This window comes from Streptomyces sp. DSM 42067, from assembly GCF_055792885.1.
In genome coordinates this window covers 2,836,861-2,854,767 of record NZ_CM147706.1, presented here as the reverse complement: position 1 = coordinate 2,854,767, position 17,907 = coordinate 2,836,861, and the positions used below count along the sequence as shown (strand labels likewise).

Below are 17,907 nucleotides of genomic sequence, written 5' to 3'. Positions count from 1 at the left end.
GTGACTGAAGGTCAGTCGTGAGAGTGGAGCGGCTTGCCCGCGAGGGCCAGGTGAGCCTCGCCGAGCGCCTCGTTCTGCGTCGGGTGGGCGTGGATGAGCTGCGCGACCTCGGCGGGCAGCGCCTCCCAGTTGTAGACCAGCTGGGCCTCGCCGACCTGCTCGCCCATGCGGTCGCCGACCATGTGGACGCCGACCACGGCACCGTCCTTGACCTGGACGAGCTTGATCTCGCCCGCGGTCTTGAGGATCTTGCTCTTGCCGTTGCCCGCGAGGTTGTACTTCAGAGCGACGACCTTGTCCGCGCCGTAGATCTCCTTGGCCTTGGCCTCGGTGATGCCCACGGAGGCGACCTCGGGGTGGCAGTACGTCACCCGCGGCACACCGTCGTAGTCGATCGGCACGGCCTTGAGACCGGCCAGCCGCTCCGCCACCAGGATGCCCTCGGCGAAGCCGACGTGCGCGAGCTGCAGGGTCGGGACGAGGTCGCCCACGGCGGAGATGGTGGGGATGTTGGTCTGCATGTACTCGTCGACGAGGACGTAGCCGCGGTCCATCGCGACGCCGACCTCCTCGTAGCCCAGGCCCTGGGAGACCGGGCCGCGGCCGATGGCGACGAGCAGCACCTCGGCCTCGAAGGTCTTGCCGTCGGCGAGGGTCACGCGGACGCCGTCCTGCGTGTACTCGGCCTTCTCGAAGAAGGTGCCGAGGTTGAACTTGATGCCGCGCTTGCGGAAGGCGCGCTCAAGAAGCTTCGAGCTGTTCTCGTCCTCGACCGGGACGAGGTGCTTCAGTCCCTCGACGACCGTCACGTCGGTGCCGAAGGACTTCCACGCCGAGGCGAACTCGACGCCGATGACGCCGCCGCCCAGGATGATCGCGGACTGCGGGACGCGGTCCAGGACCAGCGCGTGGTCCGAGGAGATGATGCGGTTGCCGTCGATCTCCAGACCCGGCAGCGACTTCGGCACGGAGCCGGTCGCCAGCAGGATGTGGCGGCCCTGGATGCGCTGGCCGTTCACGTCCACGGAGGTGGCGGACGACAGGCGGCCCTCACCCTCGATGTAGGTCACCTTGCGGGAGGCGACCAGGCCCTGCAGACCCTTGTAGAGGCCCGCGATCACGTCGTCCTTGTACTTGTGGACGCCCTTGATGTCGATGCCCTCGAAGCTGGCCAGGACACCGAACTGGTCGGCCTCGCGCGCCTGGTCGGCGATCTCGCCGGCGTGCAGCAGCGCCTTCGTCGGGATGCAGCCGTTGTGCAGGCAGGTGCCGCCGAGCTTGTTCTTCTCGATCAGGGCGACGTCCAGGCCCAGCTGAGAGGCGCGCAGAGCCGCGGCGTAACCGCCGCTACCACCGCCGAGGATCACTAGGTCGAAAACGGTGCTGGCGTCGTTCGCCACGTCACGTCCTCCATGCATGTGCGCCGGCGCCGGTCCCCTTCACCGGGGGTCGACCGGCCGGTCGGCTGGTGTTCGGCCGCTCTTTCTTCGGCCCTGTGGTGGGGGCCCTGTCCTGCCGAGAACCCATCTTCGCACCCTTCCGGCGCAGGAGGGACGCCGGGCCGGTGTGTGAGATGGCTCATCCCGGCCTCACGGGGGCGGGGGCAGGTCGGTGAGTACGGCCCGCCGACGCGTTGCGGGACGCGCCGCACGACCCGACCGGGGCGCGCGGCATACACCGCGCGCCCGGTGCGCCGCGTCAGCCGAGGTCGCCCGCCGCGGTGCGCTCAGCCAGCCGCACCAGCGTGCGGACAGCCGAGCCCGTGCCGCCCTTCGGCGTGTAACCGAAGGGACCCTGCTCGTTGAAGGCCGGGCCCGCGATGTCGAGGTGCGCCCAGGTGATGCCCTCGCCCACGAACTCCTTCAGGAACAGGCCTGCGACCAGGCCGCCGCCCATCCGCTCGCCCATGTTGGCGATGTCGGCGGTCGACGAGTCCATGCCCTTGCGCAGGTCCGACGGCAGCGGCATCGGCCAGGACGCCTCGCCGGCCTCCTCCGCCGTCTCGTGCACCGCCGTACGGAAGGCGTCGTCGTTGGCCATGACGCCGAAGGTGCGGTTGCCGAGCGCCAGCACCATCGCGCCGGTCAGCGTCGCCACGTCGATGATCGCGTCCGGCTTCTCCTCGGAGGCCTTGGCGAGCGCGTCGGCCAGCACGAGCCGGCCCTCGGCGTCGGTGTTGAGCACCTCCACCGTCTTGCCGCTGTACATGCGCAGCACGTCGCCCGGGCGGGTCGCGGAGCCGGACGGCATGTTCTCGGCGAGCGCCAGCCAGCCGGTGACGTTGACCTCGAGACCGAGGCGGGCGGCGGCGACGACCGCGGCGAACACCGCGGCGGCACCGCTCATGTCGCACTTCATCGTCTCGTTGTGACCGGCCGGCTTGAGGGAGATGCCGCCCGAGTCGTACGTGATGCCCTTGCCGACATAGGCGAGGTGCTTCTTCGCCTTGGAGTGCGTGTACGACAGCTTGACCAGGCGCGGCGGGGCGGCGGAGCCGGCGCCGACGCCGAGGATGCCGCCGTATCCGCCCTTGGCGAGCGCCTTCTCGTCGAGCACCTGAACCTTGATGCCGTGCTCCTTGGCCGCTGCCGTGGCGACGGCGGCGAAGGCCTCGGGGTTGAGGTCGTTCGGCGGCGTGTTGACCAGGTCGCGGGCGCGGTTGAGCTCCTCGGTCACGGCGGTGGCGCGCTCGACCGCCGCCCGGTGCGCCTTGTCGCGCGGCTTGGCGCCGAGCAGGGCGACCTCGGCGAGCGGGGCCTTGCCGTTCTTCGCGTTCCTGCCGTTCTGGCCGTTCTCCTTGTACGCGTCGAAGGCGTACGCGCCGAGCAGGGCGCCTTCGGCGACGGCGGCGAGGCCTTCGGCGTCCTCGAGGGGGAGCGCGAACGCGGCCTTCTTCGAACCGGCCAGCGCGCGCGCGGCGGCGCCCGCGGCACGGCGCAGCGTCTCCGGGGCGTACGCGTCGCCCTTCTCGCCCTGGTCGCCGTTGTCCGGGACCGCGCCGAGGCCGACCGCCACCACGACCGGCGCCTTGAAGCCGGAGGGTGCGGGCAGCTTCGTCACCTCACCCTCGCCGCCGGAGGCGCCGAGGGTCTCCAGGACGGACGCGAGCTTGCCGTCGTACGCCTTGTCGACGGCCTCGGCGCCGGGTGCGACGACCGGGCCCTTCGCGCCCTTTGCGACACCGACGACGATCGCGTCGGCGCGCAGGCCGGACGCGGCCGCGGTGCTGAGAGTCAGAGCAGTCACGGTGGTGATGTCTCGCTTCCGTTGTGTGAGGTCGAGAGGGGTGGTTCGACCGGGCGCGGCGCCAAGCGACCCCGGGGAGCCGCTTCGCCGGGCCGGAAGAGTGCCGGAAGTGAGCCTACGCGCGGGGTCGCCGTTCGCTCATGCCCGCGCGTGTTCATCCGGCTGTGGTGCCCGCGTCATCCACACGCCCGGTGCTGGTGTGGTCTGAGAAACGCACGGTGCCGGGCGTCCGGTTCCGTTGGGGCGGAGTTCACTGTTTCGACAGCCTCATTTTCGCAGGTTCGTCCTGTGATCGATCGCGAGGCCGGGGGCCGTAGGAGTGTGGTGCATGCTCCGGCAGACCGGGGTCATCCCAGCGCGAACACCAGCAGCGCGGCTGTCGCCGCGGTCTCCGCCAGCGCGCCGAAGACGTCGCCCGTCACTCCGCCGAGGCGACGGGTGCAGTGACGCAGCAGCAGTTCGGCGGCGGCGCACGCGAAGAGCACCGCGACGGCACCCCGGATTGCGGCGGGCGCCCCGAAGAGCGCGCCGGCGCCCGCGGCCGCGCAGACGACGGTGGCCGTCACGAGGAGCGCCGCGCGCACGGGCACCGTCGCCGCGACAGCGGCGCCCAGGCCGTCGGGGCGGGCCGCGGGGACGCCCGTGCGCGCGGCCAGCGTGAGGGCGAGCCGGGCTGCGGTCGCCGAGACGGCGGCCGCGACGGCGCCGCGGGCCCACGAGGCCTCGTACGCCTGGAAGAGCACCGCCACCTGGGCGAGCAGTACCAAGACCAGCGTGATGACGCCGAAGGGGCCGATGTCCGACTGCTTCATGATCCGCAGCGCGTCCTCGGCGGGCCTGCCGCTGCCCAGGCCGTCCGCGGTGTCCGCGAGGCCGTCGAGATGCAGGCCGCGGGTGAGCACGGCCGGTACGGCGGCGGTGGCCGCGGCGGCGAGCAGCGGGCCCGAGCCCACAAGCAGCAGGGCGCCGCCGACGGCCGCGGCGAACAGGCCTATGACCAGGCCCGCGACCGGGGCCCAGAGCATCCCGGCACGGGCCGCCTCACGGTCCCACCGGGGGACGCGGACGGGGAGCGCGGTCAGCGTGCCGAAGGCGAAGCGGAGGCCTGCCGGGCCGGGGGCGGGTGAGGGCGAGGTCTCGGACATTGGCGCAGGTTAACCGGGCACCGGGCGGCGGCACTTCGCGGGCTCGTCTCCCGAACCGCCACTAAATTACGTATATGGGGCAATGGTGGTACCGGAACGTCGTCGAGCCCGGCAAACTGCCGCTGCTGCTCGCGCTGCTCGCGTTCGTCGGGACCTTTCTCGCCGTCCGGATGATCACGCGGATGATCCGGGCGGGCAAGGGCCCCTTCCGCAACGTCAGTACGGGCGCAGTGCACATCCACCACGTCGTGCCCGGCGTCGTGCTGACGGTCATCGGCGGTTTCGGTGCCGTGGCCACCGGCGCACACGACGTCGGAGCTCTGCTCTCGGCGGTGCTCTTCGGGATCGGCGCGGGCCTGGTCCTCGACGAGTTCGCGCTGATCCTCCATCTCGACGACGTCTACTGGAGCGAGAAGGGCCGCATGAGCGTCGAGGTCGTCGTCCTCACGACGGCCCTGGTGGCGCTGGTGCTCGGCGGCTTCCTGCCGTTCGGCGTGAACGACCTGACGCCCGAGGAACGGCAGAACCGCGGCATCGTCGTCATCAACGCCGCGATGAACTTCTTCCTCGCCCTCGTCGCCCTCGGCAAGGGCAAGCCCAGGGTGGCGGTGCTCGGCACGGTGGTGCCGCTGGTGGCGCTGTTCGGCGCGATCCGGCTGGCCCGGCCCGGCTCGCCGTGGGCGAAGCGGTTCTACGCCCGACGGCCCCGCGCCCGGGCCAGGGCCGGCCTGCGCGCGTACCGCCACGACCGCCGCTGGGCGGGTCCCGGCCGCCGGCTCCAGGACTGGCTCGGCGGCAGACCGGACGGAGGTTGATGGCACTGCTGTGGGCAATCGTTCCTCCCCCAGTTAACGCTGGGAGGTGCCCCCAGGCGATGGGGGTACCTCCCATGCCCTTAAGGCAATGGGGGAGGGTGGGCACAGCCCACGACGCACGGCACATCGGGCGTTGGGCCCGCCCGGGCGAGACGTGTCCGCCGTAAGCCCGGGCCGGCAGGGCCTACTCGGCCTTGCCGTCAACCTCCGGCAGCTCCGCCGCCAACGCGGCAGCGGCCTGCACAAGCGGCAGCGCCAGCAGCGCCCCCGTACCCTCGCCGACCGACACCCCGTGGTCGAGGAGCGGCTCGATGGCCATACGGTCGAGCGCCTTCGCCTGGGCGGGCTCGCCGCTGGCCTGGCCCGCGAGCCACCAGTCGGGCGCACGGAAGGCGACCCGCTGCGCCACCAGGGCACACGCCGCCGAGACCACTCCGTCGAGAATCACGGGCGTATGCCGTACCGCGCTCTGCAGCAGAAAGCCCGTGGTGGCGGCCAGGTCCGCGCCGCCCACCGTGGCCAGCAGCTGCAGCTGTTCCCCGAGCATCGGCCGGGCCCGGCGCAGCGCGTCCCGTACGGCCGCGCACTTGCGCATCCATGCCAGGTCGTCGATGTGGCGCCCGCCCCGCCCGGTCACCACGGACGCGTCCGTGCCGCACAGCGCGGCGATCAGCGTCGACGCGGCTGTCGTACCGCCGACGCTCAGATCACCCAGGACGACCAGATCCGTGCCGGCGTCCGCCTCCTCGTCGGCGACGGCCATGCCCGCGCGGAACGCCGCCTCCGCCTCCTCGATGGTGAGGGCGTCCTCGATGTCGATACGTCCGGAGCCGCGCCGCACGCGGTGCCGCACAACGTCGGCCGGGAGGGCGTCCGGGTCGCAGTCCAGTGCCATGTCGACGACGCGTACGGGTACCCCGAGCCGCCGGGCCAGCACCGAGACCGCGCTCTCCCCCGCGAGCACGGCACGCACCAGCTCCGCCGCGCTTCCGGCAGGCCGGGCGGAGACGCCCAGCTCGGCGATCCCGTGGTCGCCGGCGAACAGCACCACACGCGGCTGCTCGATCGGCTTGACCGGCACGCTGGACTGCGCGGCCGCCAGCCACTCGCCCAGCTCGTCCAGGCGGCCGAGCGCCCCGGGCGGCACGACCAGCCGCTCCCGGCGTTCCTCGGCATCACGGCGCACGCCACCGTCGGGGCGTTCGATCAGATCGGTGAAGTCGTCGAGATTCAGCGAGCTCATTCGCCGAACAGTACCGGCAGCGATCGAACGGAGCTGCTGACGGGCTGCCCCAGGGCGGGCGCCGTGGCGGGGCGCCGTCCCGGGCGTCAGAGATGAGACCGGTCCGCGCGCCGTCCTCCGTGGCGCGGGTCATGAGTTACGCCATGTGCCCCACCCCCTCCGGCACCGTCGTTGCGACCGTGCCGGTGATCCCATACGTTCCGACTCATACGGAATTGTCGTATTGCTCGCTTTGCTCGTTACTCGCTTTATTCGCTCGCCCGGCCCGCGGTGATCCACGGAGTAGCCATGCCCTTCATTCAGCAGGCCATCCAGCACGCTGCCATCCAGCACGCTGCCATCCAGCAGGCCGCCATCCGGCAGACCGTCGCCGAGCGGCGTCCCGCATGTCTGCGTGAACTCGCCCAGGGCACCGACCGGTTCCACGAGCCGCGCCGCACCGACTGTCCGTGGTGCGGCTCGGAGCGGCTGCGCATCCGGCTCCGTACCACCGATCTCGTCCAGCACAAGCCCGGCACCTTCGTCCTCGAGGAGTGCCTGGACTGCTCCCACGCCTTCCAGAACCCCCGCCTCACCCCCGAGGGCCGGGCCTTCTACCGCCGGGACGCCCACGACGGGCCCGGCTGCGGCGACGGCGGGCCGGTCTTCGACGCCCGGTACGACGCCAGGCGCCATCGGGCCATCGCCCAGGCGATGCTGCCGTTCGGCGAGCCCGAGAGCTGGCTCGACGTGGGCACCGGGCTCGCCCGTTTCCCGGAGGCGGCCCGGGACGTCCACCCGTACACGGCCTTCGACGGGGTCGACGAAGGGGCGGCCGTCCATGAGGGCGTCCGGGCCGGGCGCATCGAGGAGGGCCACCGGGGCTCCCTCACCGAGCTGGCGCCACGGCTCGCGGGCCGCTACGACGTGCTCAGCATGCTCCATCACCTGGAGCGCACCGCCGATCCGCGCGAGGAACTCGCCGCCGCCCACGCCGTGCTCCGGCCCGGCGGGCATCTGCTGATCGAAGCGGTAGACCCGGACAGCCGGTACGCCCGGGTGCTGGGCCGGTGGTGGGCGGCGTACGTCCAGCCGCTGCACCTGCATCTGATCCCGCTGCGGAATCTGCTGCGGGGTCTTGAGCGACTCGGCTACGCCGTGGCCGCCGTCGATCGCCGCGAGGCCCATGTCCCGCTCGATCTCGGCACGGGGATCGCGCTGGCCCTCGACCACTGTCTGCCTGCGGCCGATCAGCCGTGGCGCACGCGCCCGCCGAGCGGCCTCCAGCGCACCGCGCGCACCGCCCTGACGTGGGCCTCCACCCCGCTGGTCGGCGCGGCCCGCGCTGCGGACCACCTCGTCGCGCCTCTGGCGAGCCGCACGCGGTTCGCCAACGCGTACCGGGTTGTTGCCCGCAGGAACGAGGACGGCTGAGCCCGGGCCGTATCCGACGCACACCGGCGGGGTGGCGCCGACGTCCCGGTTCATCCATCGGCAGGTGACGAACCACCCCCCAGCGGCGGGCAGTCGATCGCCGCGTCCGAAGGCGCCGTGGGCGCCGGGGCGAGTCTCGCCCCGGACGTCAGCCGCGCAGCACCAGTGCCTGACCCGCCACCACCAGCAGCACCTGCTCGCACTCGGCCGCGAACGCCGCGTTCAGGCGGCCCAGTTCGTCGCGGTAGCGGCGGCCCGACGCGGTGGCCGGGACGATGCCCGAGCCCACCTCGTTCGAGACGGCCACGACGGTACGCCGGGTGCGGCGCACCGCGTCCGTCAGCTCCACCACCCGCTTGCGCAGCGCACGCTCTCCGCCCCCCGCCCACTCGGCGTCGTCCCACGCGTTCACCGCGTCCATGGCATACGTCAGCCACAGCGACAGACAGTCGATGAGCAACGGCGGCCCAGTCTGCTCCAGCAGAGGCACGAGATCGCAGGTCTCGGTGGTGTGCCACGACCCTGGCCGCCGCTCGCGGTGCGCGGCCACCCGGTCCGCCCACTCGGCGTCACCGCCCCGCGCGCCGCCCGTCGCCACGTACAGCACATCCGGGAAGGACTCCAGCCGCCGCTCGGCCTCCACGGACTTCCCCGAACGCGCCCCGCCCAGCACCAGCGTCCGGCGCGGCACGTCCGGCACGTCCTCGTAGGAGCCGACCACGAGCGTCGTCCCGTCCGGAACGGCCCGCGCCCCCGCGGCCGCCAGCCGGCGCCGCAACTCCGCACCGGGCGGCACATCGTGGTCCAGATGGACCGCGATCACGTCGGTGGTGGGGGTCACCGCCCCCGCGGCCCGCAGCCGCGCCAGTGCGTCCGGCCGGCCGACCACGTCCGCCAGCACCATGTCGTACGGCGCGTGCCCCTCCTCCAGTCCCGCCGGCGCGGCCCCCGGCGGCATGTACAGCAGCCGCTGCCCGTCCGGGCCCGTCACCTCGTACCCGGTGCCCGGCGCGTCCATCGCCAGCGCATGCACCCGGTGGCCGGTCATCAGCGCCAACTCGCGTCCGTCGGGCACCCGGGCGGGCTGCGGCAGTCCGGCGGGGACCTCGACCGCCGGGCCCTCGTGGGGGTGGGAGAGCAGGACCTGGCGTACGCCCCCCAGCATGCGTCCCGCGCGGGCGGCGGCCAACGCCGCGCCCGGTGTGAGATCGAGCAGCAGCGTGCCGTCCACGAGCAGCGCGGTGGCGGCACGCGCCGCCTCGCCGAGCGCGGCAGAGCAGGAGGCACAGGGGCAGCCGGGGCGCGGCAGACCCTCGGGGCCTCCGGTGCCGAGCAGAGTCAGTTCCACGGACAGATCCTCCCGCGCCGTCGCCGCCGCTGCGCGTCCGGCTAGGCTTCAAGCGGCTTCAGCTGCTCCGAAGTCACTTCGGAGCAGCCTCGAAGCCGCTTTGCAGCAGCTTTGGAAGCACCTCTTACACCCTCGGGAGGCCGGCATGGCGGCGTGGACGTGGCGTTTCGAGAAGTCGGACGGGACGGAGGTCCAGCCGGCCGTGCAGCCGGAGGAGTTCACCACTCAGGGGGACGCCGAGTCCTGGATCGGCGAGCACTGGAGGGAACTCGCGGACGGCGGAGCGGACCAGGTGACGCTCTTCGAGGACGCGACCCTGATCTACGGCCCGATGAGCCTCCACGCGGAGGAGGCCCAGGCCTGACGGACCGTTGCGGGCAAAGGTGCGAGGCAGGCCCCAGCTCAGCCCCGCACCCCGCAAAGATGGAGCAACGCCGCCACCCGGCGGTAAGGATCCGTCCGCCCGGCGCGCTCCTCCGCGGAGAGGAGCGCGCCGAAGTCGTCAGGGACGGCGGCGTCATCGGCCGCCGTATCCGTGAAGACCCGCACCCCGTACCACGCACGCAGCGGCGCCCCGATCCCCGCCAGCGTGGCGGTGAGCGCGTCCAGCCGGTCGGCCCGCACACGCAGCCCCAGCCGGTTCGTATAGGCGTCGGTGTCGAAGGCCTCCATCGCCCCGGCCCAGTCGCCGGCCAGCGCCGGCCGCATCGCCAGCGCGTCGGCGTTCCGTACCAGCAGTGACAGCAGCCCGCCGGGGGCCAGCATCCGGGCGAGGCCCGCCAGCAGCGGGTCCGGCTCCTCGACGTACATCAGCACGCCGTGGCACAGCACCACGTCGAAGCTGCCCGGCAGGAAGTGCACGCCCGTGTCCCGGCCGTCGCCCTCGACCAGCCGCACCCGCTGCCGTATGCCCTCCGGCTCCGCAGCAAGCGCCTCGCGCGCCGTGGCGACCATCTTCGGGTCCTGCTCCAGGCCGGTCACCTTGTGCCCGGCTCGGGCCAGTCGCAGCGCCTGCGTGCCCTGGCCCATGCCGACATCGAGCACCCGCAGCCGCTGTCCGACGGGGAAGCACCCCGCCAGCTGCTCGTCGAGCTGCCGCGCCACCAGTTCCTGGCGTACGGCGTTGCGCAAGCCTCCGAGCCCCTGCAGCCAGGTGGCCGCCCCCCGTGTGAAAGCCTCTGCGCTCAGGGCCGCTCTCCGCGCTTGACCTGCGGCTTCGGCAGCCGGAGACGGCGCATCTGGAGCGTACGCATCAGGGCGTAGGCGACGGCGCCCCGCTTGGGCTGGTCCGCGAAGCGCGTGTTCAGCTGCTTCTTCAGCCGGATGGCAACGCCGATCGAGTCGACGACGATCAGGACGATCACGAACAGCCACAGCAGCAGCGCGGCGTTCTGGATGGCCGGCACGCGGACCATGCTCAGGACGAGGATGATCACCGCGAGCGGCAGGAAGAACTCGGCGATGTTGAACCGCGAGTCCACGAAGTCACGCGCGAACCGCCGGACCGGGCCCTTGTCGCGGGCAGGCAGATAGCGCTCGTCACCGCTCGCCAGCGCCTGGCGCTGCCGCTCCATCTGCGCACGGCGCTCGTCGCGCTGCCGCTTCGCCGCCTCCTTGCGCGTCATCGAGGAGTTCGCGACGCTGCGGCGCTGCGACTGGGCCTCGCTGCGCTTGGGCGTCGGGCGGCCCTTCGGGGCCTGCGGGTCACGGGTCTCGTTGGAGTTGGTCACCGGCGCCTTGGCGGCGGGTGCCTTCTCGTCTTTGGAACGGCTACGGAACACAAAACCCAAGGGTACGTGTTGCGTCGGCATGGACCCCAGCCCGGTGGGGAACGATCCGGCAACACCGTACGTCTGTACAGGCACCACCGTGCGTATGGAGTGGGGCAGACCGGACGTCGCCGGCGGTTCTCCTCAGTGATCCCTGGGAGACACCTACTCCCTACGCCGGAGCAGGGCCGTCAGCAGTCGTCCTTGGGGATGAGCGCATCGGTCCCCGAACAGTGCGGTAATGGAGGCAGGGCCCGTACTGTGGGTTCTGTTGAAGACCTGGGAGCTGGAGTCCGTCAGAAGGGGGCGCGCGAAGCCCATGAGCGGTGTCATGAAGCGTATGGGGATGATCTTCCGCGCGAAGGCGAACAAGGCCCTGGACCGGGCCGAGGACCCGCGCGAGACCCTCGACTACTCGTACCAGAAGCAGCTGGAGCTGCTTCAGAAGGTGCGCCGCGGCGTCGCCGACGTGGCGACCTCCCGCAAGCGCCTGGAGCTGCAGCTCAACCAGCTCCAGACCCAGTCGGCCAAGCTGGAGGACCAGGGCCGCAAGGCGCTGGCGCTGGGCCGTGAGGACCTGGCCCGCGAGGCGCTCTCCCGCCGCGCCGCTCTCCAGCAGCAGGTGACGGACCTGGAGACGCAGCACCAGACCCTCTCGGGCGAGGAGGAGAAGCTCACCCTGGCGGCCCAGCGGCTGCAGGCCAAGGTGGACGCCTTCCGCACGAAGAAGGAGACCATCAAGGCCACCTACACCGCGGCCCAGGCGCAGACCCGGATCGGCGAGGCCTTCTCCGGCATCTCCGAGGAGATGGGCGACGTCGGCCTGGCGATCCAGCGCGCCGAGGACAAGACCGCACAGCTCCAGGCGCGGGCCGGCGCGATCGACGAGCTGCTGGCCTCCGGCGCCCTCGACGATCCCTCGGGCATGGCCAAGGACGACATCCAGGCCGAGCTGGACCGGCTCTCCGGTGGTACGGATGTAGAGCTGGAACTGCAGCGCATGAAGGCCGAGCTGGCCGGGGGTTCCACCCAGCAGCAGGCGATCGAGGGCGGCACGGCCGGCAGCCAGGGACAGCAGCAGTCCCAGCAGCAGGACACCCCGCGCTTCGACAAGCAGTAGCCACCCCGCCGCCGCCATCACGTCCGAGGAGGGCGACATGATCGTACGGATCATGGGGGAGGGGCAGGTGAAGCTGGCAGACAGCCACTTCGCCGAACTGAACAAGCTGGACGAGGCGCTGCTCTCCGAGATGGAGAGCGGCGACGGCCCCGGTTTCCGCCAGACCCTGCACGCCCTCCTGGAAAAGGTCCGCGAACTGGGCACCCCGCTCCCGGACGACTCCCTGGAACCTTCGGAACTGATCCTCCCGGCCCCGGACGCCACCCTGGAGGATGTCCGGGAGCTGTTGAGCGACGACGGCCTGATCCCCGGCTGACTTCGGCTGTCCGCTCCCCGCCCACGACGGCGGCACCCGAATGTGAAGGGCGCCCCACCTCAAGCCCACCCGTTCCGCCGCCCGCCAGGGCCCCGTACCGTGGCTGGACGTGACCACCCCACAGAGCCCAGGCCCCTGGACCCGGGCAAGGACCTGGCTCCAGGCCCACCCCCGGGCCCTGGACGCCGCGCTCGCGGCCGCCGTTCTCGTCTGCATGATCGTCGGCTCCTTCGCCGACTCCGGCCGCCACGGCGGCCCCACGTGGGGCACGCACACGCCCGACGCCCTCAGCCTCACCCTGATGGTGCTCGGCGCCTGCACGCTGGTCCTCCGCCGGGCGCGCCCGATGATCGTGCTGGCCGCGACCGGAGCCCTGTCCCTGGTGGAGCTGGTCACCGGCGATCCGCGCACTCCCGTCGCGATGTGCGCGGTCGTCGCGCTGTACACCGTCGCCGCCCGCACCGACCGGTCCACCACCTGGCGGGTCGCCCTGCCCACGATGACGGTGCTGACGGCGGCCGGGATGCTGGCCGGCCCGCTGCCCTGGTACGCGCAGGAGAACATCGCCGTCTTCGCGTGGACCGGCATGGCCGCGGCAGCGGGCGACGCCGTCCGCAGCCGCCGCGACTTCGTGGGCGCCATCCGGGAGCGCGCCGAACGGGCCGAGCGCACCCGCGAGGAGGAGGCCCGGCGCCGGGTCGCGGAGGAGCGGCTGCGGATCGCCCGCGATCTGCACGACGTGGTGGCGCACCACATCGCGCTCGTCAACGTCCAGGCCGGGGTCGCGGCGCACGTCATGGACAAGCGGCCCGACCAGGCCAAGGAGGCCCTCGCCCACGTACGGGAGGCCAGCCGCTCCGCACTGGGCGAACTCCGCGCCACCGTGGGCCTGTTGCGGCAGACCGGAGACCCCGAGGCGCCCACCGAGCCCGCTCCGGGCCTGCACCGTCTCGACGAACTCGTCGAGACCTTCCGCCATGCGGGCCTGCCGGTGGAGGTGGCCCGCGCCGATCACGGGGCGCCGCTGCCCGCGGCCGTGGACCTCGCCGCATACCGCATCATCCAGGAGGCGCTGACCAACGTGCAGAAGCACGCCGGGAGCCAGGCCAAGGCCGAGGTCAGCGTCGTCCGCGTAGGCCCCGACCTCGAGGTGACCGTGCTGGACGACGGGGCGGGCCAGGACGCCCCGCCCCAGGACGGCGGCGGGCACGGGCTGCTCGGCATGCGGGAGCGGGTCACCGCGCTCGGCGGCAGATGCACCGCGGGCCCCCGTTACGGAGGCGGCTTCCGGGTCCATGCGATCCTGCCGGTCGAGAACCGTGCGCGCCAGGCCGCGGAAGAGACGCAGACAGGGGCTCGGACAGAGCCTCGGACACAGACGCAGACGGGGAACCGCGTATGACCATCCGGGTGCTGCTCGCCGACGACCAGGCGCTGCTGCGCAGCGCCTTTCGTGTGCTCGTCGACTCCGAGCCCGACATGGAGGTCGTCGGCGAGGCGTCGGACGGTGCGGAGGCGGTGCGGCTGGCGAAGGAGCAGGCCGCCGACGTCGTGCTGATGGACATCCGTATGCCGGGCACGGACGGCCTCGCCGCCACCCGCCTGATCAGCGCCGACCCTGCGCTCGCGCATGTGCGGGTGGTCATGCTGACGACGTTCGAGGTCGACGAGTACGTCGTGCAGTCGCTGCGGGCCGGCGCCTCCGGCTTCCTCGGCAAGGGGGCGGAACCCGAGGAGCTGCTCAGCGCCATCCGGGTCGCGGCCGGGGGAGAGGCCCTGCTGTCCCCGGCGGCCACCAAGGGGCTGATCGCCACATTCCTGGCACAGAGCAATGGTTCGCAAGGCGGCGGCGACCCCGTCCACGCCGAACGCCTCGGGGCCCTCACCGGCCGGGAACGCGAGGTGCTGGTCCAGGTCGCGGGCGGCCACTCCAACGACGAGATCGCCGCGCGCCTCGAGGTCAGCCCGCTCACCGTCAAGACCCATGTCAACCGCGCCATGGCCAAGCTCGGCGCCCGCGACCGGGCACAGCTCGTCGTCATCGCGTACGAATCCGGGCTGGTCCGCCCGAGGGTGACGTGATGTGACATCCGGGTGCGCCCGGGGACGTTCAGGGCCGTCAACGGACATCCAGGCGCGACCAGGGATGTCCATGACACCGGGTCCGGGACGCTGGAACCGCGAGGTGGACCCTCGGGTGGACGGCGTGTACTCCGACCGCAGTATGCGCCGGATAAGGAATGGGCACCTGGGGGCGACGGATCGGGCCTCGCGGATGCCGCAGGGTGTATGACGGGCGCTGATCTGCGCCCTCTCCTGCCGCGTAAGCCACAGAAGAGAGACCGTCCCCATGTCCTGGCTGTCCAGGTTCAGCCTCGCCCAACGGGCCCTGATCGGGCTGATGTCGATCGTCGCGATCGTCTTCGGCGCCATCGCGATCCCGCAGCTCAAGCAGCAGCTGCTGCCGTCCATCGAACTGCCCATGGTGTCCGTGGTGGCGCCGTACCAGGGCGCGTCTCCGGATGTGGTCGAGAAGCAGGTCGTCGAGCCGCTCGAGAACACCATCAAGGGCGTCGACGGCATCACCGGCATCACCTCCACGGCCAGCGAGGGCAACGCCCTGATCATGGCGTCCTTCGACTACGGCAACGACACCCAGCAGCTCGTCGCCGACGTCCAGCAGGCCGTGAACCGGGCCGGCGCCCAGCTGCCCGACGACGTGGACCCGCAGGTCGTCGCCGGTTCCACGGACGACATCCCGACCGTCGTGCTCGCCGTCACCTCCGACAAGGACCAGCAGGCGCTCGCCGACCAGCTCGACAGCACCGTCGTCCCGGCTCTCGAGGACATCGACGGCGTCGGCCAGGTCACGGTCGACGGTGTCCGGGACCTCCAGGTCACGGTCACGCCCGACAACGGCGAGCTGGCGCGCGCGGGCCTGAGCCCGGCAGCGCTCGGCCAGGCCCTACAGGCGGGCGGCGCGACGCTCCCGGCCGGCTCCTTCGACGAGGACGGCGCCAACCGCACCGTCCAGGTCGGCGGCGGTTTCACCTCGCTGGAGCAGATCAAGGACCTGATGGTCACGGGCGAGGGCGCCAAGAAGCCCGTACGCCTCGGTGACGTCGCCACCGTCAAGCAGGAGCCCTCCGCCGCGACCTCCCTCACGCGCACGAACGGCGAGCCGAGCCTCGCCGTCATGGTCACCATGGACAACGACGGCAGCGCCGTCACCATCTCCAACGAGGTCAAGGGCAAGCTGCCGGACCTCCGCAAGGACCTCGGCTCCGGCGCGGCGCTGACCGTCGTCAGCGACCAGGGCCCGGCCGTCTCCAAGTCCATCGAGGGCCTGACCACCGAGGGTGCGCTGGGTCTGGTCTTCGCGGTCCTCGTCATCCTGGTGTTCCTGGCGTCGGTCCGCTCGACGCTGGTCACCGCGGTCTCGATCCCGCTGTCGGTGGTGCTCGCGCTCATCGTCCTGTGGACGCGCGACCTCTCCCTCAACATGCTCACGCTGGGCGCGCTGACCATCGCCATCGGCCGCGTCGTCGACGACTCGATCGTCGTCCTGGAGAACATCAAGCGGCACCTCGGTTACGGCGAGGAGCGCCAGGAGGCGATCCTCAAGGCGGTACGCGAGGTCGCGGGCGCCGTCACGTCCTCCACCCTCACCACCGTCGCGGTCTTCCTGCCGATCGGTCTGACCGGCGGCATGGTGGGCGAGCTGTTCGGCTCGTTCTCGCTGACGGTCACGGCGGCGCTGCTGGCCTCGCTGCTCGTGTCGCTGACGGTCGTGCCCGTCCTGTCGTACTGGTTCCTGCGCGCCCCCAAGGACGTGCGGGACGCCGACCCGGCGGAGGCCCGCCGCAAGGCCGAGGAGAAGGAGGCCCGCAGTTGGCTGCAGCGCCTCTACGTCCCCGTGCTGCGCTTCGCGACGCGCCGCCGCCTCACCAGCCTGGCCCTCGCCGTCGTGATCCTCATCGGCACCTTCGGTATGGCACCCCTGCTGAAGACCAACTTCTTCGACCAGGGCGAGCAGGAAGTCCTCACCGTCAAGCAGGAGTTGAAGCCGGGTACCAGCCTGGCGAAGACCGACGCGTCCGCGAAGAAGATCGAGAACATGCTCGCCGGCGTCGAGGGCGTCGAGGACTACCAGGTCACCATCGGCTCCTCCGGCTTCATGGCGGCGTTCGGCGGCGGTACGGACACGAACCAGGCGTCGTTCCAGGTGAAGGTGGCGGAATCGGCGTCGTACGACGACGTCCAGAAGCGCATCGACGAGGGTCTCGGCAAGCTCTCCGGAATCGGGACCACCACCATCGCGGCCGGGGACGGCTTCGGCAGCCAGGACCTGAGCGTCGTGGTCAAGGCCGCCGACGCGGACGTCCTGCGGGAGGCCGCGGACGAGGTCCGCGACGAGGTCGCCACGCTCGACGACGTCACGGACGTCACCAGCGACCTGTCCCAGTCGGTACCGCGGATCTCGGTGAAGGCGAACGAGAAGGCGGCCGCGGCCGGGTTCAACGACACGACCCTCGGCCAGGCCGTCGCCCAGGCGGTGCGCGGCAACACCACCGGCAAGGCGGTCCTGGACGACACCGAGCGGGACATCGTCATCCGGTCGGCGAAGCCCGCGGACACGCTGGCCGAGCTGAAGAAGCTGCAGCTCGGTCCGGGTGTGAGTCTCGCTGACATCGCGGACGTCAAGCTCGTCGACGGCCCGGTCTCGATGACCCGTATCGACGGCCAGCGCGCCGCCACGATCACGGCCAAGCCGACTGGCGACAACACGGGCGCGGTCAGCACCGAGCTCCAGACGAAGATCAACGCGCTGGACCTCCCGGACGGCGCCACCGCGGCGATCGGCGGTGTCTCCGAGGACCAGGACGAGGCGTTCGCGTCGCTGGGTCTCGCCATGCTGGCGGCCATCGCGATCGTCTTCATGCTGCTGGTCGCGACGTTCCGGTCGCTCGTCCAGCCGCTGATCCTGCTGGTCTCCATCCCCTTCGCGGCGACCGGCGCGATCGGCCTGCTGATCGTCACGGGCACCCCGATGGGCGTCCCGGCGATGATCGGCATGCTGATGCTCATCGGCATCGTGGTCACCAACGCGATCGTGCTGATCGACCTGATCAACCAGTACCGGGCCCAGGGCTACGGCACGGTCGAAGCGGTCATCGAGGGCGGCCGCCACCGCCTCCGCCCGATCCTGATGACCGCCCTGGCGACGATCTTCGCGCTGCTCCCCATGGCGCTCGGCATCACGGGCGAGGGCGGCTTCATCGCCCAGCCGCTCGCGGTGGTGGTGATCGGCGGACTGATCACCTCGACGCTGCTGACCCTGCTTCTGGTCCCGACGCTGTACGCGATGATCGAACTCCGCAAGGAGCGCCGCGCGAAGAAGAAGGCGGCGAAGAAGGCGAAGAAGGCCGGGGTCCCGGCCGCCGAGCAGACGGACGCGGAATCCGGCGAACCGGAGCCTGCGGGCGTGTAGG

General features: G+C 71.8%; 15 protein-coding genes. 8 read left to right on the top strand and 7 right to left on the bottom strand.

The features are described from left to right. Window positions 1-11: 11 nt before the first annotated feature. The 3 genes from lpdA to ACSMXV_RS13310 all read right to left on the bottom strand — a co-directional run bounded on the left by lpdA (window position 12) and on the right by ACSMXV_RS13310 (window position 4,391). Window positions 12-1,400 (bottom strand): dihydrolipoyl dehydrogenase, encoded by a 1,389-nt coding sequence (gene lpdA / locus ACSMXV_RS13320; RefSeq protein WP_473177838.1) that lies wholly within the window; start codon window positions 1,398-1,400, stop codon window positions 12-14. Window positions 1,401-1,698: 298 nt separating this feature from the next. Next, the gene (locus ACSMXV_RS13315) at window positions 1,699-3,246 is read right to left on the bottom strand and encodes a leucyl aminopeptidase (RefSeq protein WP_473177837.1); all 1,548 of its coding nucleotides are present in this window, start codon (window positions 3,244-3,246) and stop codon (window positions 1,699-1,701) included. A gap of 347 nt (window positions 3,247-3,593) precedes the next feature. Further along, window positions 3,594-4,391 (bottom strand): adenosylcobinamide-GDP ribazoletransferase, encoded by a 798-nt coding sequence (locus ACSMXV_RS13310; RefSeq protein WP_473177836.1) that lies wholly within the window; start codon window positions 4,389-4,391, stop codon window positions 3,594-3,596. Between the two features lie 74 nt (window positions 4,392-4,465). Here ACSMXV_RS13310 and ACSMXV_RS13305 point away from each other — a divergent pair, with 74 nt between their 5' ends. Continuing rightward, the gene (locus ACSMXV_RS13305) at window positions 4,466-5,206 is read left to right on the top strand and encodes a hypothetical protein (protein ID WP_473177835.1); all 741 of its coding nucleotides are present in this window, start codon (window positions 4,466-4,468) and stop codon (window positions 5,204-5,206) included. 184 nt (window positions 5,207-5,390) lie between these two features. Here the strand turns inward: ACSMXV_RS13305 and cobT are convergent, their stop codons facing one another. After that, the gene (gene cobT, locus ACSMXV_RS13300; RefSeq protein ID WP_473177834.1) at window positions 5,391-6,449 is read right to left on the bottom strand and encodes a nicotinate-nucleotide--dimethylbenzimidazole phosphoribosyltransferase; all 1,059 of its coding nucleotides are present in this window, start codon (window positions 6,447-6,449) and stop codon (window positions 5,391-5,393) included. A gap of 288 nt (window positions 6,450-6,737) precedes the next feature. Between cobT and ACSMXV_RS13295 the strand changes: the two genes are divergently transcribed. Then, a complete protein-coding gene (locus ACSMXV_RS13295; RefSeq protein WP_473177833.1) occupies window positions 6,738-7,862 on the top strand; it encodes a class I SAM-dependent methyltransferase in 1,125 nt (374 codons plus the stop codon). A 148-nt stretch (window positions 7,863-8,010) separates the two neighbouring features. On the opposite strand, the gene ACSMXV_RS13290 is transcribed toward ACSMXV_RS13295, so the two are convergent. Further along, window positions 8,011-9,210 (bottom strand): bifunctional adenosylcobinamide kinase/adenosylcobinamide-phosphate guanylyltransferase, encoded by a 1,200-nt coding sequence (locus tag ACSMXV_RS13290; RefSeq protein WP_473177832.1) that lies wholly within the window; start codon window positions 9,208-9,210, stop codon window positions 8,011-8,013. Between the two features lie 145 nt (window positions 9,211-9,355). Here ACSMXV_RS13290 and ACSMXV_RS13285 point away from each other — a divergent pair, with 145 nt between their 5' ends. Continuing rightward, window positions 9,356-9,574 (top strand): hypothetical protein, encoded by a 219-nt coding sequence (locus tag ACSMXV_RS13285; protein ID WP_181659489.1) that lies wholly within the window; start codon window positions 9,356-9,358, stop codon window positions 9,572-9,574. A 38-nt stretch (window positions 9,575-9,612) separates the two neighbouring features. Here the strand turns inward: ACSMXV_RS13285 and ACSMXV_RS13280 are convergent, their stop codons facing one another. Together ACSMXV_RS13280 and ACSMXV_RS13275 are read right to left on the bottom strand one after the other, a co-directional pair. Further along, window positions 9,613-10,314, bottom strand: a complete 702-nt coding sequence (locus tag ACSMXV_RS13280; RefSeq protein WP_473178920.1) for a class I SAM-dependent methyltransferase — start codon at window positions 10,312-10,314, stop codon at window positions 9,613-9,615. Window positions 10,315-10,394: 80 nt separating this feature from the next. Further along, window positions 10,395-10,991 carry a DUF3043 domain-containing protein gene (locus ACSMXV_RS13275; RefSeq protein ID WP_473177831.1) on the bottom strand — a complete coding sequence of 199 codons (597 nt, stop codon included), beginning with the start codon at window positions 10,989-10,991 and terminating at the stop codon, window positions 10,395-10,397. A gap of 307 nt (window positions 10,992-11,298) precedes the next feature. Here ACSMXV_RS13275 and ACSMXV_RS13270 point away from each other — a divergent pair, with 307 nt between their 5' ends. The 5 genes from ACSMXV_RS13270 to ACSMXV_RS13250 all read left to right on the top strand — a co-directional run bounded on the left by ACSMXV_RS13270 (window position 11,299) and on the right by ACSMXV_RS13250 (window position 17,906). Further along, window positions 11,299-12,099, top strand: coding sequence for a PspA/IM30 family protein (locus tag ACSMXV_RS13270; protein WP_181659490.1), 801 nt, complete (start codon window positions 11,299-11,301; stop codon window positions 12,097-12,099). Window positions 12,100-12,136: 37 nt separating this feature from the next. Beyond that, window positions 12,137-12,415 carry a PspA-associated protein PspAA gene (pspAA, locus tag ACSMXV_RS13265; protein ID WP_473177830.1) on the top strand — a complete coding sequence of 93 codons (279 nt, stop codon included), beginning with the start codon at window positions 12,137-12,139 and terminating at the stop codon, window positions 12,413-12,415. Window positions 12,416-12,524: 109 nt separating this feature from the next. Continuing rightward, window positions 12,525-13,817, top strand: a complete 1,293-nt coding sequence (locus ACSMXV_RS13260) for a sensor histidine kinase (RefSeq protein WP_473177829.1) — start codon at window positions 12,525-12,527, stop codon at window positions 13,815-13,817. Continuing rightward, window positions 13,814-14,497: a response regulator gene (locus ACSMXV_RS13255; RefSeq protein WP_473177828.1), complete on the top strand. Its 684-nt coding sequence runs from the start codon at window positions 13,814-13,816 to the stop codon at window positions 14,495-14,497. The genes ACSMXV_RS13260 and ACSMXV_RS13255 overlap by 4 nt, the downstream gene beginning before the upstream one ends. Window positions 14,498-14,765: 268 nt before the next feature. Further along, on the top strand, window positions 14,766-17,906 hold the full coding sequence (locus tag ACSMXV_RS13250) for an efflux RND transporter permease subunit (protein WP_473177827.1): 3,141 nt from the start codon (window positions 14,766-14,768) through the stop codon (window positions 17,904-17,906). Window position 17,907: the final 1 nt, after the last annotated feature.